A 22,680-nucleotide genomic window follows, 5' to 3' on the forward strand; every position below is an offset into this window, starting at 1 on the left:
AATTGCACTTTGTGCAGTCAAAACTCATAAAATCGGTAAAAAACAGCCTTTTTCCTGAATTCTACTGCACAAAATACAGTTAAATCTTTCTACCAGCTTCAAACAGAAAGTTTAATTGTACTTTCTGCAATTAAAAAGCTTCATACTGCTTACCAAGGAGCGGCCCCATACGGGAGCCGCTCCTTGTTGTGTTTAAGCTGTAGATATTATGAAGCTTATAGATCCTTCCAGCGCTGAACCGTCAGATTTACGGTTTGTGCACCGCCTGATGGCGTAAGGGTTCGATTGGAAAGATCCGATCCATTCGAATTCACCTCCACATTAGTCCAAGCGCCTCGTGTAACTTTGTATTGAATTGCTGTTCCCGCCGGTAGACTTAGTGTGATGGAGTAAATACCGTCACTACCCTTCGTCAGTTGGTAGTTCGGATCTGCCGCATTCCAGCTATTAAAGGAACCGGAGAGATAAACGGGACCACTCACAGGAGTAGACGCAGGAACAGTTACTCGGAATGTAACACTATCTGCTTGTGGCTCTCCTGCGGTGATGTTGCCATTCACCATACTCCAGGTGCCCGCAGCAAAATGATAGTTATTGCCTCCATTGTTATCCCATGTGCCACTGCCATTATTAAAGGCTGCGGTCAGCCCAGCTGCCGTGTCCAACTGAATCGTAACCGCCTTATATCCTGTAAAAGCAGAAGCTTGAAGCTGCTCGCCTGGAGACGTCGTCCAGACCGTTGAACCATCGAGCTTATAATGGATATAAGAGCTGCTATAAGCCGCATTCTTATAATAGATCGTTGCCGTGCTGCCGACAGGTGTTGCCGTTGGTGTTGGTGTTGGCGTTACGGTTGGTGTCGGTGTCGGCGTTACCGTCGGAGTTGGTGTCGGCGTTACCGTTGGCGTCGGTGTTGGCGTTACGGTTGGTGTCGGTGTCGGCGTTACCGTCGGAGTTGGCGTTGGTGTTACCGTCGGTGTCGGTGTCGGCGTTACCGTTGGTGTCGGCGTCACGGGTCCACCCGATTGAATATTGCCAGTTGGTGTATAGGTCCAGGTGCCGGTACTAAATAAATAGTTGCTGCCCCCATTACTGTCCCAAGTGCCGCTGCCATTGTTAAAGCAAGCTTCAAGCTGGCTGGCTGAGCCGATATTAATCGTTATTTTGTTGTAGCCTGCTACATCAGAGACAGGTATCGCCACACCCGGTGATGTCGTCCAAGTTCCGCCTGCAGGGCGATAATGAATATAAGGCGAGGCATAGCCCTGCTTATAGTAAATAGTGACACTGTTCCCCGCTGGTGTTGTCACTGAAGCAATCGCGCTAAGGAGGGATAGATTGCCTGCTGCATCCATTGCTTTTACCGTATAGTCATACGTAGTACTGGCAGATAATCCGTTATCTGTATATGAAGTAGTTGCGGATGTACCCACTTTTACGCCGTTGCGATAAATTTCATATCCGGTCACACCTACATTGTCGGTGGAAGCGGTCCAGCTTACTAAAGCACTGGATGCATTTTGAACGGTTGCGGTCACGTTAGTGGGTACAGTTGGAGCAACTGTATCTGTAGGAAGCTGTTGTTTTGCATAGATTTTGGCTGCATTTGCACCCACGGTTACAGTGATCTGCTTGCCAGTTGCTCCACCCGATTGTACGGTTACCGTATCCGAAGTGTTCAACTGGTTATAAAGAACCGTCCCGACTGCCAAGCTGCTCTCTGCACGCAGTGGAATGGTAACGGTCTGCGAGCCGCTGGATTTATTACTGAATACGGAGATAACTTCCTGCCCCAGATTAGTTCCAGTGTCAATACGACGTGAAAAAGCATATAAGTTCTGTGCAGACCACATTTCACGTTGAGTGCCTGTACGGAGTGCCGGATTATTTTTCCGAATCTCATTAAGTTTGGCTACGTGCTTGTAGGTGCTGGCATTCTCATTAAAATAATTCTCTATTACATTGCCGTTTGCATCCCGTTTCACCATTGACCAGCGGTTCCAGGTATCGGCGATGCCTCCCGTCATAATCTGCCCGTTACCATTGCCTTTGTTCTGTTCCGTACCTTGGAAGACAACGGGTGTTCCACGCACTGTAAAAATAAAACTCAAAGCGTTCTGCAGCTTATCTACGCTTCCTCCAGCTTCTGTGAGAAAACGATTGCGGTCATGATTGTCGATAAAGGTAACCATGTGATTGGCATTTCCGTTATAGTAGGAATCCTGTGCCAAGGTGCTTTTAATATTGGAGTCAAAAGACTGCCCATATGCGAAGCTATTTAGAACGGAGAAGAACATTGGGAAATCAAGCATGCCCCACTCCTTGTTGTTGCCGACCCAGCGCGAGACAAATTCAGCATTGCCGTCAAAATTCTCGCCAAAGGTATTAACCCCCAGATAATTTTGCAATTCACCAATATCAGTCGGCTTCATCAGCTTGGCTGCATCTACACGCGCACCATCTGCCCCTGTATAGTCAAACCAGCCTTTAATCGAATCAAATATGGCCTTTTTAGCAGCAGGGACATCGAAGTCAATGTCATCCAGTCCGCCTAGATCATGATTTTCTAAGTAATCCTGTGCCCATTGATCGTATCTTCCGTCTGCCAAAGACCAGTTGATATCTCCGTTATGGTGATACCAAGCCGGGTTATTGAAAGGAGCTGCTGGCTGCAAACTAGGGATATCATAGTAGGCTTGGGTACCCAGCATATAATCCCCGATATGGTTTGGCACAACGTCTATAACCACCTTGATGCCAACCGCATGTGCGGAATCCACTAACTCCTTCAGCTTCTCCTTTGTACCGAAGTAGGGATTGGCTGCGTTAGGGTCCTTAACGTTGTACCCGTGATACGCCGTGTTTTTACCACTGCCGTTGTTCTCCCGATTCGTCATTTGCGGCTCCGCCACTGGGGAAATCCAGATCGCGGTGTAGCCCATATTTTTAATATAAGACAGCTTGTCGATCACCCCTTGCCAATCTCCGCCTTTCATATAACGGAAATCTTCTTCAGAGTTCTCGCCATAGCGAATTGCCGCTCCCGTAGCATTGTTGGAAGAGTCCCCGTCATTAAACCGGTCAACCATAATCTGATAAATGGTATCATTCTCGTTAATCGTACCGATGCTGGCTGCATCTGCCTGTTGTGGCGCTAAGACGAATAAATTAATCACAGTAGAAAGAAGAATAGATGTAATCAGAACGGGCACGTACCATAACTTACGTTTCATCGCGCGCATCTCCCTCTCTTATTAAAGCGTATTCATAACACACTAAAACCTACTTCTTGGATTAAAAACGACCTTTCCAGCGATGTTTTTGGCATAGAAACAAACGAATTTTAGGGAAACCGGTTTCCCTACTAAAAATTACCATGACTCCAGACGCGTTGTCAAGCCTTAAAATTGAAATGTACAACAAAAAAAGAGCTCCTATTTAGGAAGCTCTTGGAGTTGAATATTTACTGTTTGAGTTCAGCGTCCCGCCGTCTGAATAAACTGCAAGACCTCATTCATAATTCGGTCCTTCTCTTCACAATGGCACACCATATGACCACTGTTGTCGACCATCAGCACCTGTTTTTGGGTCGCCTTGATCATATGATGTCGTAGGTAATCGGCGCTTCTAGTCTTCACTAGATGATCTCTTTTTCCTTGCACGATCAGGGTTGGAGTCTCAATATGCGGATAGACAGAAAAGCTCTCACGAACCAATCGCTGGAACTCTCGAGTTGCTTTTGGAGGCGTTGAACTGAATTTACTAATATAAGTTTTTAGCATGGAAAAGCTCCCAAGGGTCTTAATAATTTCTACAGGATTCAGCGGAAACACAGGGGTAGACAACAAAGTGAGAGATTTAATCCAAGGTTTATAGCGCACGGAAAGATGTGAAGCAATAAGAGCACCGGTTGAAAAACCGATCAGATGAACGCCGTCATTTGTCTTTAACAGCTCTGTTAATTCATCCTCAGCACTTTGCTGCCAATCATGTCGATCCGAATGCAGGAGATCATTCCTGCTGCCCCCGTGCCCCTTCAGGGTAAATGTTCTGGAACGATAATTATGCTGCTCCATAAACTGGGACAAGGGAGAGATTTCATGCTCACCTCCGGTAAAGCCATGAATAAATAAACAACTTTCCATAATTGTCCCTCTTTTCACATTCCATACTGAATTCCAACTTTATTGTATAATGCCAATCCCCTTTATTTTCTATTCATTCCAACCTTCTATGTAAAACCTTAACCAAATGATGTCAAGGTTTACCACCGTTATAGGTTCAAAAAAAAATATAAACTCTATTGCTCCCACCAAAGAAGACCAAGTGCAGAAGTAATCGTTAAGCCTACAGCCGAGCTAGATGAAGTTACGTTAGCACAAATAGCAGTCCCCGGCGGAACGATGATGCTGCCCGTAAAGTTCTGTGAGAAAGCGCCTGGAGCTAATTGATAATTGTAAAGCGTCGTCCCCCCGCTAATTGCCGCTGTTGAAGATTGAACGGTCATCGCACTTGTAGCCGCGCTTCCGAGATTATTATTGGTTGGTGTCAAGGTTGCAGGAGAGGTTAACGTCCCTCCTTTTACAATTGTAAAGCTTCCAGACATAGCCGATAGCAGAGAAGATCCGCCGATACTGCCGCTAATACGAGAGATATATACGGTTTTCCCGCTACCAGCAGCATTACTAATCCGAATAGAAGTAATTGCAGAAATAAGACTAAGTACGACCAAACTAGACGCGGATGTGTTGGTAGAATACAAGACCGCAGCCTTCGAAGCACTTATTTCAGGTGGCGCGCTGATATCCGGAGATTGGAAGGTATTGACCATATCCACAAAAAGAGGTTGATCATTGTCGTTAAACACATATTGATTAGGCATGATTATCCCCTCCCATTTCTAATATTCCCACCAACTAATAGATGTTGTCGCTGCTGAAGTTCCCGATGCAATCGTGATGGACGTGGTTATAGAATTTCCGGGAGGAACAACGATTTGTCCAGTAAAATCAACAATGACGGGCCCCGCTGCCAGTAATAAAGATACTAGAGTGGCCGGACCTCCCGTAGGGGCAGCAGTCGAGGTTCTGGCCGTCATCACACTGGTTAACGCACTTCCAAAATTAAAATTTATCGGTGTAACGGTAGTCCCGGTGACCGTAGCGTTCCGAAGCAGAGATAAAGTAACAGCAGCTGTTGCCGAGCTAGCTGCAACCCGGGATACATACAATGTACGTCCGCTGCCTGCCGGATTACTAATCTGAACAACTAACGGTGCAGCAGTCGTTACCGTAGAAGTAAAAGGGATTCCAAACAATAGCCCCGCCTTAGCCGCTCCTCCCTCCGGAGCTGAATCTATACCAGGCAACATACGTGTTGACTTGTTCTGTAAAGAGTGGCTGGCTACTCTGATTAAAGACTGAATCGTTTGGCATGCGCTATCCTCCCCGTACTTGAGCTTATCTTATTTTATGCCGCTCTAAGTAACAGGTTGTTTGGGAATGTGCGTATTTTTGCTTTTCCAGCCCAATCACCTCTTATTTTTCACCATATATTATTATCACCATTCGAATGGCTAAGGATTGTCCCTAACGGTTCGCGGCTTATTGAACTGCGGTTTATTGATGCTCAGGGCTCAAACGACGGTTAGGGTCCTTTTATGGATAGGGTTCCAGAAAACCCGTAGGAGGTGAATGAAATCCATAACGGTCTGGAACTAAAAAAGCGCAGCAAAATAAAACACTCAAAAAAACAGGGGAATTGTTCTAGAAATCCGCAATCATTTCCACCTCCAAAGGGTCGAAGAAACCGCCGTAAGGTGACGATCAGTCCTTTATTTTCCGAGCATCAATTTATCGGATTCCCCGTGTCCAGCTCCATTTCACCTCTGCCTTGGCAAAAAAGCGGAACTAAAACGATGATCTCTTACGCAGTTATGAACCAAGGAGACCACCCTGTTAGCGTCCGCTTGGAGATTAGTCCGAACAGTTTTGATTCTTTTATAGATTCAGAAGAGATCGTGGCTGCAAAAGAAATGAAGGTGCTAGTGCCAAGCAGATTTTTAAAGTGGACTCGGATATCCGCCTCCACGCAACAGTCAACGGGTTTAGGCAAAATTGATGTATACGTCCAAGCCCAGTCTATAGGTATGAGTTAACAATTTTATAAGAGAGGGACGAGGAACTTTGCCTAACTACAGCTCTTTTCAAGCTAATCCCGATAATCTACGAACGCTTATTTTTGGCCGGGATGCCTCGCTGATTGATCATCCGCTCACTACAGATCCAGGCGGAAATCTAACGACAATTATCCTAGATGGTACGATTTCCAATATACTCGGAGCTACCATCACTGCGGGTACTTTGTCCTCCGCAGGTACGGTTACCAACATTCTTAACGGGACCATTACTAGCGTACTCGGAGCTACCATCACTGCGGGTACTTTGTCCTCCGCAGGTACGGTTACCAACATTCTTAACGGGACGATCACTAGCGTACTCGGAGCTACCATCACTGCGGGTACTTTGTCTTCCGCAGGTACCATTACTAACATTCTCGAAGGTACCATTACTAACGTGCTCGGGGCTACCATCACTGCGGGTACTTTGTCCTCTGCAGGTACGGTTACCAACATTCTCGAAGGTACCATTACTAACGTGCTCGGAGCTACCATCACTGCGGGTACTTTGTCCTCAGCAGGAACAGTTACCAACATTCTTAACGGGACGATCACTAGCGTACTCGGAGCTACCATCACTGCGGGTACTTTGTCCTCAGCAGGAACAGTTACCAACATTCTTAACGGGACGATCACTAGCGTACTCGGAGCTACCATCACTGCGGGTACTTTGTCCTCCGCAGGTACGGTTACCAACATTCTTAACGGGACGATTACTAGCGTACTCGGAGCTACGATTACGGCTGGTACCATTACTAGTGTACTAGGCGCAACTATTACCGCGGGGACTTTGTCCTCAGCAGGTACGGTCACCAATATCCTTAACGGGACCATTACTAGTGTGCTAGGAGCTACGATCACAGCTGGTACCCTATCCTCAGCAGGTACCATTACTAACATTCTCGAAGGCACGATTACTAACGTACTTGGAGCTACGATCACTGCGGGTACTTTGTCCTCAGCAGGTACAGTAACCAATCTCTTAAACGGGACCATTACCAGCGTACTTGGAGCTACGATCACTGCGGGTACTTTGTCCTCAGCAGGTACAGTAACCAATCTCTTAAACGGGACCATTACCAGCGTACTTGGAGCTACTATCACAGCCGGTACTCTGTCCTCAGCAGGTACGGTCACCAACCTCTTAAACGGGACCATTACCAGCGTGCTTGGAGCCACCATTACGGCTGGTACGCTCAGTAGTGTGACCTCTATTTCACAACGCAGCTTTATCGAACAGACGACGACGGGTATTGCAACTGCTAATGCCTATACTCCACTGCCAGCAGTGACTACGAGCGTATTGGGGACCTATTCCTTTTTCATCAATAACACTGGAGCTAACCCAGTCAACACACGAGTAGAAATCAGTGCTGACGGAACGAACTATTTCGTCGATACCACAGGAGATAATCCTTTAGCAGCAGGTTCTATCGATGTCATAGTTCCAGCCCGATTCCTGAAATATACACGCTTATCCTATCAATCAACGAATGCAGGGGCCGCCTCAACAATCAATGTAAGTTTCAACGCACAGGGAACGTAATGCAGATGCCCATCATATGTTGTAACGAAAGAGTGCATGGATATCCATGCGCTTTTTCTTTTGATAGCAAAAGCTGATTTCTACTTCTACATATGTAACAAGGAGGAAACAACGTGAACAATATTACGCTTGGCGTCCACCTCATCGTTAACAATGAAGCTGATCTTCTGCCCCACTGTCTCACAAGCGTAGCAGGTGTTGACGAGATTGTGATCATAGATACAGGCTCTACTGACGAATCCATAGCTATTTCCCAAGCGCACGGGGCTAGAGTATTCCAACGGGAATGGACAGAAAACTTTGCTGCAGCACGTAACGAAGGTCTCGATCAGGCGGATACCGATTGGATTCTAGTCCTTGATGCCGATGAACGCCTGCAAACTCCACTTCCGGAACTCCGCAGCCTCCTGCAAAACACGCAAGCTCAGGCTTTTACAGTACACATTGATAATTGGCTTGGCGTTCGGCCTGAGGATAAGGTAAAGCACAGTGCGGTTCGTATATTCCGAAATGGACAGGGTTATCGATATAGCGGAAGAATTCATGAAGGAATTGACGCTGCAATTCTTAAATCACATAACATCTCGGCGATTGTGCATAGTGATATTGAGATTGAACACTTCGGATATTTGCCGGAAATCATGGCACGAAAAAATAAAATCAAACGCAATGAGCATCTGCTGCGACTCGCTTTAGCCGAACAACCGGAAGATCCTTTTCACTCGTATAATTTAGCAGTCACCTGCTGTCAGGACGGTCGTCTTCAGGAAGCAGAGGCATTACTTCGCCAGACCCTTCACCATGTGCCACTTGAAGCTTCTTACCGTCCTACGATGATTAGAGATCTCTGTAAAATTTATCTGACTCAAGGAAAAACCAATATCATAGATCCCTTGCTGTTGCCTGAATTGGAGCGTTATGAGGATTACCCTGACCTGCATTTTTTATTAGGCCAATCTTTGGAGAGTCAAGGCTTGTTAGAACGTGCTTTTCAAGCTTATCAGCGTGCAGCATCCATTTCTGGAGATCAGGTTAGTCAAAAATATGTATCTGAGCAAGGGATGAACACCTTCCGCCCACTTTATCGACTAGGCTTAATCTCAGAGCGGCTTGAGCTTCAGGAGGACGCTGCGAGATTCTACCACCGTGCGCTTCAACACCACTCTTTATATAGGCCTGCCTTGCAGGGAATAGCTTCTGCTTTTCAACGCTTAGCTGTACCCGACGAGGAGATTGCCGGCTTGCTGATACAACTCGTCCCCCCAACTAATGCTGCCCAACGAGCTGCAATCATTGACAGCTTATTTGAGATAAATGCTAATGAGACCATCACTAACTTATCCCGAGACACTTTTCCCTTGGAATTAGATACGGCAAATTGGATGATCTCTTCACTCCTGATCACCGGCAAGCTAGAGGACGCCTATGCAACCATAAGACAAATGACCTCCTTAGCTACGCAAGATAACCATGATTTAGAATATCTGAAAAAGTGGGCTACCCTCTGGGCTATTTGCTCTTGGGCGCTTTTTGGAGAATTCCACAATGACCTGCTAACCTATGCACCAGACGAACTCCGTTTCGGACTGCAATACATTCAGAAGTGCCACCAGCAACAAAAGGTAGATCCCGCTGAAGCAGAGGTAGATTCATTAACATTACATTCCTCATTCATTTCAGATTTGATCGAACAATCAGTAAAACTACACCAGCCCGCGTTAAGCGAAGCTTTGATAAAGCTGTTCCCTACCTTTCGGTCTGAATTAGCCGCAGCATTATATAAAGAAGGGAATAGGAATACAGCCGGTGAGCATTTTATCAGGTTAGTTAGCGATCAAGCGGCTGATGCGAAGGTTCTTTTTTATATAGGTGAGATGGTCTTTGACAAGGGGCATTACACGGAATCCAGTGAATGGTTTCAACAAGCGCTGGAGCAGATGCCTGAGCATGAGGCTGCCCGAGTGGGTTTAGCACTCTGTTACCTTCAACAAGCGAAGCTTAGCATGGAGGAGGCACTGAACAGCTTGGATGCAGCTAACGTTCATGGTCCACTGCAAACGGATATTGGTGCCATCCATAAATCCATCTTTTTACTAAATCGTACACCGTGGCACACACAATGGAGCTTCCGCCAGAGTGAGGGGAGGACAGCCAAATGAGCATGCCAAGCCAAAAACCTCTGATTTCTCTATGCATGATCGTTAAGAACGAAGCAGATAACCTAAACCAATGTTTAAAAAGTGTACGTGGTGTCGCCGATGAGATTATTGTAGTCGATACTGGCTCTACTGACTCCACGCTACAAATTGCTCTAAGCTTTGGAGCTAAAGTTGTTCACCATCCTTGGAATGGCGATTTTGCCGCTGCCCGCAACGCGGGTCTTCAGCAAGCCCACGGACAATGGATTCTCATTCTGGATGGAGACGAGGAACTGGATGCGAAAAGTAAGGGGGAGCTGTTGCTGTGTGCGGAGCATTTGGAGTATGAAGCTTTTTTTCTGCGCATTCATAATCATAAAGGTTTAACCGCAGCTTCACAGACCATTACTGTTAATCCGATTATCCGGCTATTCCGTAACCGCCCGCAGTACCGTTTCAGCGGCATCATCCACGAACAGATTGCAGAAACGATCGTAAAAGCTACACCCAAAGCAGCAATGCATTTAAGCACCATAATCATCCATCATTACGGTTATGCAGACGGCGTAGTAGCAAAAAAAGATAAGATCAAACGAAATGTTGAGCTGCTCAAGGAACAGCTAAAGTTAAATCCCAATGACCCCTTCCACCATTTCAATATGGCTGTTGAATATATGCGGCTTAGTGAATATCAACCGGCTCTAGAGCATATCAAAAGATCACTTAACGAAGCTCCACCCGACACAAGTTACGTTCATCTGCTGCACAAATATCAAATCCGCTGCCTGGCAGAATTAAAAGATTTCAACGCGGCGCTGGAAGCTTGCGACTCAGGGATAAGCTTACATCCGGATTATCCTGACTTGGCTCATATCAAAGGTGTGCTGCTGTTTCAAATGGGGGCCCTAGCTGAGGCCAAAACAGCATTGCTGCAAGCCTTAGTCATTGGAGAAGCTCCTTCCGGTTACCATACCGAGTCCGGATTCGGATCTTATTTGACATTTTATTTGCTGGGACAGTTATGCGAAGAAATAGGTGATGAGACCGAGGCCTGTGTCTGTTATACCAAAGCTGCTCAGCTTCATCCCGAGCCAACACCCATCATAACCCGACTGATCCGAGCCTTAAAATGTGCTGAGCGCGAAAATGAAATTTCGGGCTGGCTTCACGCTCATCTACCCGAATACACAGCTGTTAAAAGCAGACTTCTCTTAGATTTATTGCGGATTGAGGGATGTGAAGAGGCAGCAAAACAGCTGATGAAGACCACAGGGCAGTCCTCATCTAATGACTCGTTATTCAACCCAGCCTATCACCCAGGGCGTTCAGAGCTTTTGTTGGCGGATCGTCTGCTTGCCTCCCTCACTTCTTCAACCCCCTATTCTCCAGCGGCTAAAAGAGTGCGGCTCGCACTTCCACTGCCCAGAGTTTCAGATTAGGAAGGACGTATTCCTATGACCACACCGGATATTACACTTTGCATGATTATTAAGAACGAGGCAAACCATCTGGAGAAATGCTTATCCTCTGTGTGCGGGCTAGTGTCTGAGATTATCATTGCGGATACAGGCTCAGAGGATAACAGTAAAGAAATCGCTCAGAGGTTCGGTGCAAAGATTATCGACATTCCATGGGAAAATGATTTTTCCAAAGCTCGGAATATAAGCCTAGAGTATGCAACTTCCGCTTGGGTTCTGGTACTGGATGCTGATGAGGCTGTGGATCATTGGAGTGAGGAGCTGCTCCAGCCCTTGCTTGGTGCCGAGTATATTCATGGGTATTGGCTGCCTATTATCCACTATGTCGGTGAAATACCTGAAGCGGATTTTGTTACAGATCATGTCTGTCGATTATTCAAAAATGATAAAAGAATTATTTTTCGTGGAAGTATTCATGAGGAGATTGTCAGCAGCATTTGGGAGCTTCCAGCGGGGGAGATCGCTTATGCAGATTTGCGTATTTTCCACTACGGATATTTAGAAGATGAACTGCTGCGTAAAAATAAATATAACCGCAATTTAGCACTCATCAACAGGGATCTGCGGCTTCAACCGAACCATCTTTTTCTTCGTTACGCGTTAGGGGCAGAGTATTATCAGCAGGGTCAATATAAAGAAGCGGCAGAGATCCTCCTTCCGCTGCTCACCGATGTTCCAGCCCCTTCCGGTTATGTCTCAGATATTTACCTTAAGACGGCGTACGCCTTACAACTATGTGACCGAAAGCAGGAAGCCGAGGAAGTTTTTCGTACGGGGAGCGGTCTTTTTCCTGATTTCACGGATTTATTAGAAAGCTATGCCCTCCTATTACTGGAACAAGGGAAGCTCAGCTCAGCCAAGCACTTCTTGGAGAACGCACTTCAGAGCGGGAATACAGCACAGAAATACCCTTCTTCCTCAGGCAGTGGAACGTATCGGACAGAACTACTAGCCGGAAGAGTCTGTGAGAAGTTATACCAATATCCGGATGCGTGGAGACATTACGAGGCTGCTATACAACATAAGCCTGATTATAGCGAAGCGTGGAAAGAACTCGTCCCACTAAGCCTTCTATCTGGAGAGAAGGCACAACTGCGAGCATTGACCCACAACTATCTTCACTCTTTATCTCCTGATACTTTGAGTTATCTTCTGCCCGCAGCGCTCAATGCCCGCGATCCGGAATGGCAAGCTGAGCTTTCTACAGCCAGCCAGTTACCCTCATCTGTTCAGGCTGCATTGCAGGCGATTCTGGAAATAAACAATCAACCGGAACATTTTCAGACACTCGCACCGCTTGAACAGCTGCTTCATAATCCTTCCCATCTTTCCAACCGATCCTTTGTACTTGGCTACCTGTGGGCTTTCTCTTGCCGTATTGGAGATACTGAGTCTGCCATGCGCTGGCTTGTCTGTCTATTGCCTTACAGACCGGGGATTTTATCGATCCATCATATTTTAGCGGGGAATTATAGCCTTAAAGCTGATCTTTCGGATCTCAACTATGCAGCACAATTGCTGCTTCAGACTGGTGCTTGGAATAGTTTATTGACACTTTATCGCCATTCGGAAGGATCTTCCTTACAATGGTCCAGTCTGCCGCAGCCCTTACTCTACGGATTACTCGAAGCCCCTACCTCCATAAAAAAACAATGGTGCTCTATTTATGTCAGCAAGCACCCTCAATATCATACGCCTGCGGACTGTACCGAGTGGCAATTATACGCTGCGATAGCCTACTCCTGTGGAGAGATGCCCATCCTTCATGTAGAGGATGAAGCCGCTTTGCGTAGAGTCGGGGGGGCTACCGCAGCCGTGAGCCTCGCTTATTACAAGCTGCAGCTCGCAGCAGAAGTATATCCGCAAGGGATACCATCAGCTCATATCCCTTCTGCGCTGCTTCTGAGATCTGCCAGCCGGACTTAGCCAGTTGGCAGATCAGATGCGGATTTCAAAGCTCCTCTTGCCATTCCACCAGATGGGGCTGCTCATCAAGGATAGATTCGTACTGCTCCAGACTACCCCAGCGCCCCTCTGGATCAAGCTCCAGGTAACGCGAGTATTTTCGCCGAAGCTCCTCAGGGGATATCGCCCAACCATAATGTTTCACACGCAGCTCGGTAAGAAAACCCGGCAATACCGAATAAGAGAGCGGAAGTCTTGGCACATGATGATCCATTTTCGGAAAAAAATAATGAAAGTTCGGCAAATACCGGACTAGTGTACGGGTATGCTTCGTGTGGATATTCCAATGCTCATCTTCACGGTAATGTGTGGTGCCACCCCAAAAATCAAATAATCGGAAGGATACCCAGTCATACACATCCTGATCGATGAGTCGCCTCATCTCCCGTTTAGCAGACTCTTCATAGAATTCATCGGCATCCACAGACAGCAGCCAATCCGGATTCGTAGATACCGCCAGCTCCCACAATGTTTGCCGTAGCTCCCATTCACGGTTAAACAAAGAGCTTTGCAGGGTTACGAGCTTCTTAACTTTGGCAAAAGAGAGACATAACTGAGCCGTATGATCTGTACTTCCATCATCCACGATCACAATATCATCCACGAACTCACTTAATTCCTCCAGCACCTGCTCTAAATACCTTCCGGCTTCGTTCCTAACCTGCATAATAGCGGTCAGACGGTTGCCTGATGTTTTGCGGAGTGGCCCTCTATGACTACTCATCCTCCACTCTCCTTCTCAATCGTCTTACAGCCTCTTCGAGATCTGCCATCTCTGACAAAAGTGGCCATGCCTGATTGTCTTGCCCTCCTGCATTTAAAAAGCTGCGAATGGCCTCGTGCCGCCTGCCATACAGCAAGTGTATGGTGCCTTCCATGGCTTCATCCACATTTTCTTCCTGCTCATGTTGCAGCACTATTGCCTTTTCCCATTGAAAAGTCCGCACATAATTTTGCACCAGCAACGCTTTTGCCTCGGGAGAAGTTAGCGGACTTAAAATTCTTACTGCCGCTGCCTCATCCTCATTCAGGTGGAACAACTCCGCGCGAACCAGTTCATCCTGCCCGGAATGGAGCCAGCCCTCCATCCTTTCTACTGCTTGCTTCTCCTCTGCGGTAAATGCTGTAATCGCAAATTGGCGGACCGCCGTTTCCAAATTCCCTGTCTTGGCTTCTATTGCAGAAAAAAACCGGAAGTGTGAAATAAGGCAATCCAAATATTCATACAGCACCATTAACTCAAAGGATTGCGCCAGATATCGATTCGCTGTGGAGTCCCCAAGCAAATACAAATAAGATGCTGCCAAATAATGTACAACAGGCTGGCTGGGCAGCTTGGCGCACATCGAGGTATAATAATCCGCCCTAAGCTGGAGTTGAATCCTAAACCAGTCCGTAGCAAGGAGGGGCTCCTCCTGCCATAAGTTCTCAATCGCCTTACTCCACAACATCTCATAATCTGTCAGAAAATAAATCCGCTCGCGCTGACATACAACTCCATACGATTCCTGCTGATCCCCGTCGAGATAAATAATATTCTCCCTGCACAAGCTCTGCTCCAAATAGATCCGTTCTGACCGGGTTCCTACTAGATCGGCCTTTGCTCCAAGCAAGCCGCTGTATTTATCCCATAAGACCTTATTTTCTTCTTCCGGACAGCGCTCTAATAAAGCCACTATATATCCCGCTTGCAAAGAAAGAACCTCTGGTAGCCAATAGGGAGAAGAGACCAGAAATGTGTACTCCCTCGCCTTGAGAGTATGAATATCCGCGATCATTACCGGCTTGATCTGGCTGTTAGTCTGCTGCTCAAGAGTCATTCTTCCGGCAAAACAGACCTCTTCCCGCTCGGGCAGAAGATCCAACAGTCTTTTATATTCGTATTCCTCCCAGGAGCCTCTGCTCAGAATTAAATATTTCATGACTGCGCCTCCTTGCCCCTGCTCCTATCTGCCTTCTTCCCCTGCGGTTCGGACAAATCCCCCACATAACCTATAGTTAGTGAAGCTTCAGGGTGAAGCTGCAATTGGTGCGAAGTAGACGCCTTACAGGTAATCACTCCAGGCACATTCCCGCCTTTATGAGCAACTCGCTCTAATGGAAAAACAATTCCCGAAGGGTCCCCCCTAAGCAACCGCCCCACCTCTTCGTCCATATCCGTAGATAAACTAACGATCAGATCCGCGGAACCTTGGGTGATCGCCTTCACTACCCGTTCAACGTAATATTTCTCATACCTGATAGAGTCTGATAAATACACAGTTATCTCACTCTCAAATAATGCAGATGCATTCTTCAAAGCCCGCAGCCAAGCCTCTTGACCACGAACTGCAATCACTACATCCTGTTCATTTACTGGCAAGCCGGAAGCTGTGTTCATCCAGCTGTCCTTGATCCAGATCCAGCGAATATTCTTGTAGCTCTGCTGCTCCTGTGTAGCTGCCCATTCCTGCGGAAGAGGGTCCCCATTCCCATCCTCTTCACAATAAACAATCGCCGTCACTAATGGCGTTTGCAAGGTTGCCTTACCGAGTGGAATAACAGGTTGTGTTGATTGTAAGAATCCATTCTGCGGTACAAGATGTTCTTCGGCTTCTAAGACATCTTCCAGTGCCCATTTTGTACTATACGCCTGCCAGCCATCCGCAAGTGTTGGTCCGTTCATCCTTCTCTGGCCCCTATCAAGTGAATGTATAGCATGAACATACACAGCATCACTTAGCGCCAGCTTGGCTCCAGACTGCCGCGCTCGAAGACACCAATCGGCAATCATAAGAGACCGCACTTGAAGCGAGGTGTCCAACCCTCCGATACGCTGAAGCAGCTCTTTAGAGAACAGGAGGCAAGAACCCGTTAGTACATCCATCTCTCGCCATTCTCCTTGATGCCGGCCAAGATTGTAGCTTACATGAGCAGCAAACTCATCATAGGTGCCGAAGTGAAGACGTTTCTTCCCTTCCCCTCTTTCGGTTGAAGAGCGAGGGGCCACCACCTTAACTGAAGCGTCATCAAAAGGAACCCACAATAGCTCACTTAGCCAGCCAGGCGATACCATGATCGAATCTTCAAGCAAAACCGCGAAACTGGTTTCGATCTGTGCCAAAGCCTGGTTAGGCATGTACTCCTCCTTTTCATAAGGAAGAAAGAGAATCGACTGCTCCGGTGAGAACTGTTCCGCTAAAGTTTCCATAGGAAAATCAGGAGTCATCGCCACAGCAATAATGCGCACAGACTCTCCAGAATGGAGCAGCAGCAAGGGTAAGCAAGCTGCGGCACATTCCAGGCGGCTTAGCTCAACTACAAGGGTAAGTCCATCTTTACTCGGCAGTGGAAGTAGTCCCGTGCGCTCCAAGAACCCATACCTTCCCGCCAAGCGTTCCACATTCAGAGATTCTTGCGACATTAGGATTCACGCTCCATTTATTAAAGCTGTTCTACCTATAGTCTATGAGCGCTGAAGCGTGATATCCCCTTAATTTCCTCCGCCCGCGCCTTTGTCTTCTTCCGTATGATCTGCACCCGTACTCGCGGGATCGGTTGCCGCTGGAGACGAGCTGTTATCTTTCTGACTGTTACTGGTGGTATCCTTGCCCTGATCCACTACTCCACTCTTATCCCCGCCTACAGCTGGAGCAGGAATGGCAATTCCCGGAGCACTGCTGCCGTTCGCCCCCACAGGTTGACCTTGATTATCGTAATAATACATAGGTACATCTCCAACAACCATCAGATAAGACACAGGAATTTCTGTATCCACTACCTGCGGCTCCATATCAAAAGGAATGACGACTGCAACCTCTGTCACAATATGAATGTATACCTCGACCAGAATCATATTGATCCCAGCGTTTTGCTGGCGGGTGCTGAGTTCAACCTTAACCGCACCTTGTGGTTCAATCTTGATCGGAATATCGGGTCCATAAGAAGCAATAAGGGGACTGCCCAGCGCTTGCCCCAGCGGAATATATTCTGTTCGATTATGCAATTCCTGCAGCGTAGACTGAATGACCTGTGCCGCTTGCGAAGTAATACGCATATGCTCCGCGTAGTTGAGCATGAACCCTGATATTTTCCCGTTCTTATCCGTCTTCCAATCAATTAGCTCTTCCGCATTCCCTCCATTCGCAACCTGTGAGGTAATCGCCTTATTAATCGATTCCGTAGCGATTTGCTTCACACGTATTTGTGCTAAATGCAGGATGGGCGGTTTCATATGCAGCTCCACATAGCGCAAGGATTGCAGCACCAGCACAAGTATTACTAAGGATGCTATCAGCCAAAATTTACGTCGGCTTCTTGGCTTATGTGTTCTTCCGCCTGCAACCGTTACCTTACTCTCTGGCCGGCTGGATAATCTAAAGCGGCCTTTGCTACGTTTGGCTTCAAAGCGCGTACGCTGCGGCCTAACCGCTGCCCGGCTGGGTTTTGACTTGAATGCGGAGCTTCTCGCTGAGAATCTCCGATTCGTGTCCCCATTTATTTTTGGCAGCCGAAAATGGCCTAGATCAGGTATTCTCAGCCTTCGGTTTCCCCATTTTTTCAATCTGCCCATTGCAACAGTCCCTCCCGCCTTACGCAGAGGTCAAGCCACCTCCACTTAATTTAAGGTATTCGCTAAGAGGACAAAAAAGAAGAACGTTCCCTCCGGCAAACTGCGCCTGAAGTAACGTTCTTCATCCTTTAGATCATGAACTGGGAAGATGATATTAGTGCATTCTGCTCCGCTTATCCTCCTGCAAATGGTCCCAATGACGCCGAATAAAGATGCCAATGAGAATAGCTATAAACACCGCATACCAGGTAAGATAACCATTCCATTCTTCACGCGGAACAATTAGGGTGGATCCGATCGTACCGAATAACCATATATAAGACAAATTACCAAGTACGGTTCCCCATATAAAAGATGAGGCTTTAATCGGTGAAACAGCAGACATGAAATTGATTACATTATTCGGAATAATCGGGATCGTACGCAATAGCACCAGTGTCCAAATCCCATATCGATCCAAGTAACGTTGCCATTTATCATAGCGCTTCAGTTTGCTTCTCCATTTTCGGTCAAACCAGTTATACAGATATCGCCGAATGAGAAAATACATCAGTATTCCGCCCAGATTGCAGGCCAGCCAACTGATCAGCATGCCTCCAATTACGTTAAAAACAGAGACATGCAGCACGATCAAAATTACGAATGGAAAAAATCCTAATATACTCTGCAAAAGTGCGAGCGGGATGGTCACGAATAAAATAGATGGCCCGCTAAGGCCCAGCGTTTGCAGCAGCCAATCAATCCAGGTATTTATGGTCTCTGTCATGAAGCAGTCTCCTCTCTTGACTCCTTGCAGCAGCTGCCTCCTGATTTACTTTGACAAAGCATAAGTCTAAGTGTGTAAACTAGGTATCCATTCTTATTGAAATATAAGCAGGGTACACTAAGAGCTTGTAATACTTTGCTTATATTCCCAAGAAAAACACCCCTTACGGGGTGTTTTATTGAATGAGCTTGCTTATGAAGTGTAATGTGTAAAGAACAGTAGTTAGCGTACAAGTTACATTTTTGTTTCCATTTATTCTTCACATCATAACACAGTTTTTAATCTACTTACAATTCTATACCTGCAACCCAAGCATTCACTTTATCCGGATTGCTTTCCACCCAAGTTTTAGCGGCTTCTTCTGGGGACTTCCCACCCTGAACCTCGATCATTACTTTGGCCATATCTTCTGCTGTCCATTCGAATTGATCCAGGAATTTGTAGACATTGGGCATGTCATCTTTCAGACCTTGGCGAACCATCGTGTGGATCTGTTCATCCGCACCGTAAACCCCTTTTGGATCTTCCAGATATTTCAGATCCATATTGGCGAACATCCAGTGCGGTGTCCAGCCTGTAACAACGATTGGCTCGTTGTTGTCATAAGCCTTTTGCAGTTCCTGAGCCATCGCTGCGGATGAGCTTTCAAGAAGTGTGTAATCGCTAAGATCATATTCCGCGATAGCCTTTTCTGTGGTTGTCATAATGCCGGCACCTGGCTCAATGCCGATAATGCGATTGTTCAGCTTTGCTGCCATATCACTGTTCTTCAAGTCTTCAATAGAGTTAATATCCATATAGGCCGGAACAGCCAAGCCAACCTTAGTCCCGTTTAGATTTGCACCCAAATCTTCAATTTTTGCACCGTACTTCTCTAAATAAGCCGCATGGGTGCTTGGCAGCCAAGCTGCAACCATTCCATCCGCACTACCGTCTGCAACCCCAGCCCACATTGGACCAGCATCTACCTGCAGCATTTCAACGGTAGCTCCAAGCTTAGTTTCAAGTACTTCCTTTACTACATAAGTACTCGCAATTTCCGAATCCCATGCTACATATGCTAATTTTACCTTCTCTTTACTTGATGAAGAACATCCAGCAATAACAGCAATCATCATAATAACTAACAGGAATACCCCTATATTTTTCTTCTTCATTTATTTAAAACTCCTATCTTTGTTTTGGTTTTAGTGCGTTCTGTGTCAAACGGTCCAGCAGAATGGCGATAATAACGATCGCAATCCCTGCTTCGAATCCGTCTCCTGTCTTAGCCTGTGATACCGCACGGTATACATAGGCACCCACGCCCTGTGCACCAATCATCGATGAGATAACAACCATTGACAGTGACAACATAATGGTCTGGTTCACACCTGCCATAATTGTTGGTAAAGCGATTGGAAGCTGCAATTTAACCAATTTCTGAGTAGGTGTCGATCCGAAAGCATCTGCTGCCTCCACCAGTTCCTCCGAAACCTGACGAATTCCGAGATTGGTCAAGCGAATCGTTGGCGGAATTGCAAAAATAATCGAAGCAATAACCCCTGGAACTACGCCCAGTGAGAAAAAGGATACCGCTGGCAATAAATATACAAAAGCCGGCATCGTCTGCATAAAGTCCAAAATAGGCGTAACTATATTTCTAACGGTATTTCTCTGCGCACATAAAATACCAATCGGCACACCAATTACTACAGCCAATATCGAGGCGGTTAGAACAAGGGCCAAGGACTGCATAGAAGGTCCCCATAATCCAAGATTATCAATCAGAAGCAGCCCAATGACCGCAAATAGTGCCATGCGCCATTTACCGATCCAATAAGACAAAGCTGCAATAAGCACGATAAGTACTAATGCTGGCAGGAAGGTAAGTGCATTTTCAATGCCAGCCACCATACCACCGATAATCGAATGGATGAAGTCAAACAGGGGCCCACAATAAGTCGTCAGCCAATTTTCCAACCACTCGAGTGCCTTTCCCAAAGGCAGTTTAGGAATGTCCATTATAATCCTCCTTCCGGTACCGCGTTGCCGGCGAGTGCGGAAAGAACGGCTCCTTTAATCACAATACCCTTCAATTTATCCGCTTCATCTACGACGGCTACAGGCAAATGTGTCTCAGATATTAATTCAAAGAAATCATTGAGTAGCGTTTCCGGTTGAACACGTGGGATTTCTCTCCGCGTTACTTCCAGAATAGATTTATTATCATTCAGTGCCTTAAGGGCATCCTCAGCTGTAATAACACCCAGAAGCTTATTTTCCTTGTCCACTACATACAGACTGAATATACCACTGTCACGCATTAATTGAAGCGCTACCCGAGGCCCGCGTTCAGGTCTGACTGTTTCCGGCTGACGCATTACATGAGCTGCAGTCAACACCTTGGACAAGTCCACATCCTCCACGAATCGCTCTACATATTTATTGGCAGGTTGGATGAGGATTTCTTCCGGTGTACCAATTTGCACAATGACTCCGTCCTTCATCAGTGCGATCCGATCTCCAATCCGCAAAGCTTCGTCTAGATCATGAGTGATAAACACGATGGTCTTCTTCACTCTGGCCTGTAATTCCAGCAGCTCTTGCTGCATGTCTTTACGAATAAGCGGATCCAGTGCACTAAATGCCTCATCCATAAGCAGGATATCCGGGTCGTTAGCAAGGCCCCGTGCCAGTCCAACACGCTGCTGCATCCCTCCACTGAGTTGATCAGGACGATGATTCTCCCAACCTTTCAGACCTACCAGATGCAAGGCTTCCGTTGCCAGTTCAGTTCTTTTCTTTTTATCTACGCCCTGAACTTCAAGCCCGTATGCTGCATTCTCCAGTACGCTTCGATGTGGAAATAATGCGAACTTCTGAAACACCATGCCGATGTTCTTCCGTCTGAATTGGCGCAGCTGCTCCGGATTCATTTTCACAACATCTTTCCCTTTAAAAAGAACTTGCCCCCCTGTAGGCTCAATCAAGCGGTTCAACAAACGAACCAGCGTCGACTTACCGCTGCCGGACAAACCCATAATGACGAATATTTCTCCTTCTTCAATGCTGAATTCGGCTTTGTTGACTCCGACTGTCAACTTCAATTCCTGAGCAATTTTTTCCTTCGACATCCCTTGCTCTAATAAAGGAATCGCGCGTCCCGCATCATGACCGAATACTTTGGTTAGTTGTTTCACCTCTATAATAGCCATGCCGTCCTCCTTCTCCCGAAATGTTATCCGGGTTTAGTTCACTTATAGTAGTTTACCGGACTATTGAAAATTCATGCAAACACCATATACGGATAAAAATTAGTGTACAGTTTTAACTTTACGAACTTTATGTATGGAATACTCTGTTTTACGCCAAATTCCTTTATTCATGAATTCTTTACTTATGGAGGGGGATTTGATTACAATACATTGTATAAGGTTGCAGTCTATCGACCTATTCCTCAGGAGGGACATCATGAACGATTTAGAAGGGCTTACGCCCGAACAAATAGAGAAGATTAGTAAAGCCCGTGAACGTGTGATCGATTCTATCGGCAAAAACATGGATCTGTATGGCATTACCTTGTCTATTGGACATTTATACGGTTATATGTACTTCAATCAAGGTCCAGTGACACTGGATGAGCTCAGCAAAACAATGGGAATGAGTAAAACGTCCATGAGTACGGGAGTCCGTACCCTTCTAGATCTGAAAATGATCGACAAAGTATGGGGGAGAGGGACGCGCAAAGACTTGTTCACCACTGTGCCTGACTGGCATCAGAACTTCAGTGATTACTTCTCTATTAAATGGAGAAAAGCCGTCGAAGGTAATATGATCTCACTAGCGAAATCACTTGCAGAAATTAACGATATGAAAAAAGAGTATAGTGACGATAGTAAACTTATGCAGCTCTTAAATACAGATGAAGAAAAAATAACTGAATCCATTAACTACTACCGCTGGTTGCTGAAACTAATAGAATCTTTTGAGAGTGGCAAAATTTTTGAATTTATCCCTAAAGAAACTTAAATCAAACCCACAAAAAACACACAAAAAAACGACAGTGCTCCTGTAA

18 protein-coding genes are annotated in these 22,680 nt (G+C 46.4%); 6 read left to right on the top strand and 12 right to left on the bottom strand.

Translation table 11 applies throughout. From position 1 onward, the window contains the following. Positions 1–215 precede the first annotated feature (215 nt). From MHI32_RS25840 to MHI32_RS25855, 4 genes are all read right to left on the bottom strand, one after another. The gene (locus MHI32_RS25840; RefSeq protein WP_340011278.1) at positions 216–3,233 is read right to left on the bottom strand and encodes a carbohydrate binding domain-containing protein; all 3,018 of its coding nucleotides are present in this window, start codon (positions 3,231–3,233) and stop codon (positions 216–218) included. A 243-nt stretch (positions 3,234–3,476) separates the two neighbouring features. Then, positions 3,477–4,145 (bottom strand): alpha/beta fold hydrolase, encoded by a 669-nt coding sequence (locus tag MHI32_RS25845; RefSeq protein ID WP_036685332.1) that lies wholly within the window; start codon positions 4,143–4,145, stop codon positions 3,477–3,479. A gap of 155 nt (positions 4,146–4,300) precedes the next feature. Next, complete coding sequence (locus tag MHI32_RS25850) at positions 4,301–4,882, bottom strand: hypothetical protein (protein ID WP_036685335.1); 582 nt, start codon at positions 4,880–4,882, stop codon at positions 4,301–4,303. 18 nt (positions 4,883–4,900) lie between these two features. After that, positions 4,901–5,371, bottom strand: coding sequence for a hypothetical protein (locus MHI32_RS25855; protein WP_340011281.1), 471 nt, complete (start codon positions 5,369–5,371; stop codon positions 4,901–4,903). A 447-nt stretch (positions 5,372–5,818) separates the two neighbouring features. Here MHI32_RS25855 and MHI32_RS25860 point away from each other — a divergent pair, with 447 nt between their 5' ends. The 5 genes from MHI32_RS25860 to MHI32_RS25880 all read left to right on the top strand — a co-directional run bounded on the left by MHI32_RS25860 (position 5,819) and on the right by MHI32_RS25880 (position 13,266). Next, on the top strand, positions 5,819–6,157 hold the full coding sequence (locus MHI32_RS25860; protein ID WP_076128014.1) for a DUF6385 domain-containing protein: 339 nt from the start codon (positions 5,819–5,821) through the stop codon (positions 6,155–6,157). A gap of 28 nt (positions 6,158–6,185) precedes the next feature. Beyond that, on the top strand, positions 6,186–7,724 hold the full coding sequence (locus tag MHI32_RS25865) for a DUF6385 domain-containing protein (RefSeq protein WP_340011282.1): 1,539 nt from the start codon (positions 6,186–6,188) through the stop codon (positions 7,722–7,724). Between the two features lie 113 nt (positions 7,725–7,837). After that, the gene (locus MHI32_RS25870) at positions 7,838–9,883 is read left to right on the top strand and encodes a glycosyltransferase (RefSeq protein ID WP_340011283.1); all 2,046 of its coding nucleotides are present in this window, start codon (positions 7,838–7,840) and stop codon (positions 9,881–9,883) included. After that, positions 9,880–11,301, top strand: coding sequence for a glycosyltransferase (locus tag MHI32_RS25875; protein WP_340011285.1), 1,422 nt, complete (start codon positions 9,880–9,882; stop codon positions 11,299–11,301). The genes MHI32_RS25870 and MHI32_RS25875 overlap by 4 nt, the downstream gene beginning before the upstream one ends. A 15-nt stretch (positions 11,302–11,316) precedes the next feature. Further along, on the top strand, positions 11,317–13,266 hold the full coding sequence (locus MHI32_RS25880; RefSeq protein ID WP_340011286.1) for a glycosyltransferase: 1,950 nt from the start codon (positions 11,317–11,319) through the stop codon (positions 13,264–13,266). 25 nt (positions 13,267–13,291) lie between these two features. Here MHI32_RS25880 and MHI32_RS25885 read toward each other — a convergent pair whose 3' ends face one another. The 8 genes from MHI32_RS25885 to MHI32_RS25920 form a co-directional block, all read right to left on the bottom strand. Then, positions 13,292–14,029, bottom strand: a complete 738-nt coding sequence (locus MHI32_RS25885; protein WP_076193397.1) for a glycosyltransferase — start codon at positions 14,027–14,029, stop codon at positions 13,292–13,294. Next, the gene (locus tag MHI32_RS25890) at positions 14,022–15,227 is read right to left on the bottom strand and encodes a hypothetical protein (protein WP_076184780.1); all 1,206 of its coding nucleotides are present in this window, start codon (positions 15,225–15,227) and stop codon (positions 14,022–14,024) included. The genes MHI32_RS25885 and MHI32_RS25890 overlap by 8 nt, the downstream gene beginning before the upstream one ends. Continuing rightward, on the bottom strand, positions 15,224–16,708 hold the full coding sequence (locus MHI32_RS25895; RefSeq protein ID WP_340011287.1) for a hypothetical protein: 1,485 nt from the start codon (positions 16,706–16,708) through the stop codon (positions 15,224–15,226). Before MHI32_RS25895 ends, MHI32_RS25890 begins: the two co-directional genes overlap by 4 nt. A 69-nt stretch (positions 16,709–16,777) precedes the next feature. Beyond that, entirely contained in the window at positions 16,778–17,857 is a 1,080-nt protein-coding gene (gene yunB / locus MHI32_RS25900) for a sporulation protein YunB (protein WP_076184782.1), read from the bottom strand. Between the two features lie 154 nt (positions 17,858–18,011). Continuing rightward, positions 18,012–18,623 (bottom strand): VTT domain-containing protein, encoded by a 612-nt coding sequence (locus MHI32_RS25905; protein ID WP_076099392.1) that lies wholly within the window; start codon positions 18,621–18,623, stop codon positions 18,012–18,014. A 287-nt stretch (positions 18,624–18,910) separates the two neighbouring features. Further along, the gene (locus MHI32_RS25910) at positions 18,911–19,780 is read right to left on the bottom strand and encodes a glycine betaine ABC transporter substrate-binding protein (protein ID WP_038573223.1); all 870 of its coding nucleotides are present in this window, start codon (positions 19,778–19,780) and stop codon (positions 18,911–18,913) included. Positions 19,781–19,793: 13 nt separating this feature from the next. Further along, complete coding sequence (locus MHI32_RS25915; RefSeq protein ID WP_076099393.1) at positions 19,794–20,627, bottom strand: proline/glycine betaine ABC transporter permease; 834 nt, start codon at positions 20,625–20,627, stop codon at positions 19,794–19,796. Beyond that, entirely contained in the window at positions 20,627–21,820 is a 1,194-nt protein-coding gene (locus MHI32_RS25920) for a glycine betaine/L-proline ABC transporter ATP-binding protein (protein ID WP_036685362.1), read from the bottom strand. The genes MHI32_RS25915 and MHI32_RS25920 overlap by 1 nt, the downstream gene beginning before the upstream one ends. Positions 21,821–22,076: 256 nt before the next feature. On the opposite strand from MHI32_RS25920, the gene MHI32_RS25925 reads away from it, so the two are divergent. Next, positions 22,077–22,634, top strand: coding sequence for a transcriptional regulator (locus tag MHI32_RS25925; protein WP_036685364.1), 558 nt, complete (start codon positions 22,077–22,079; stop codon positions 22,632–22,634). Positions 22,635–22,680 lie beyond the last annotated feature (46 nt).

It is taken from the genome of Paenibacillus sp. FSL H7-0690, from assembly GCF_037980415.1.
In the GTDB taxonomy this organism is placed as follows: Bacteria; Bacillota; Bacilli; order Paenibacillales; family Paenibacillaceae; genus Paenibacillus_AQ; species Paenibacillus_AQ odorifer.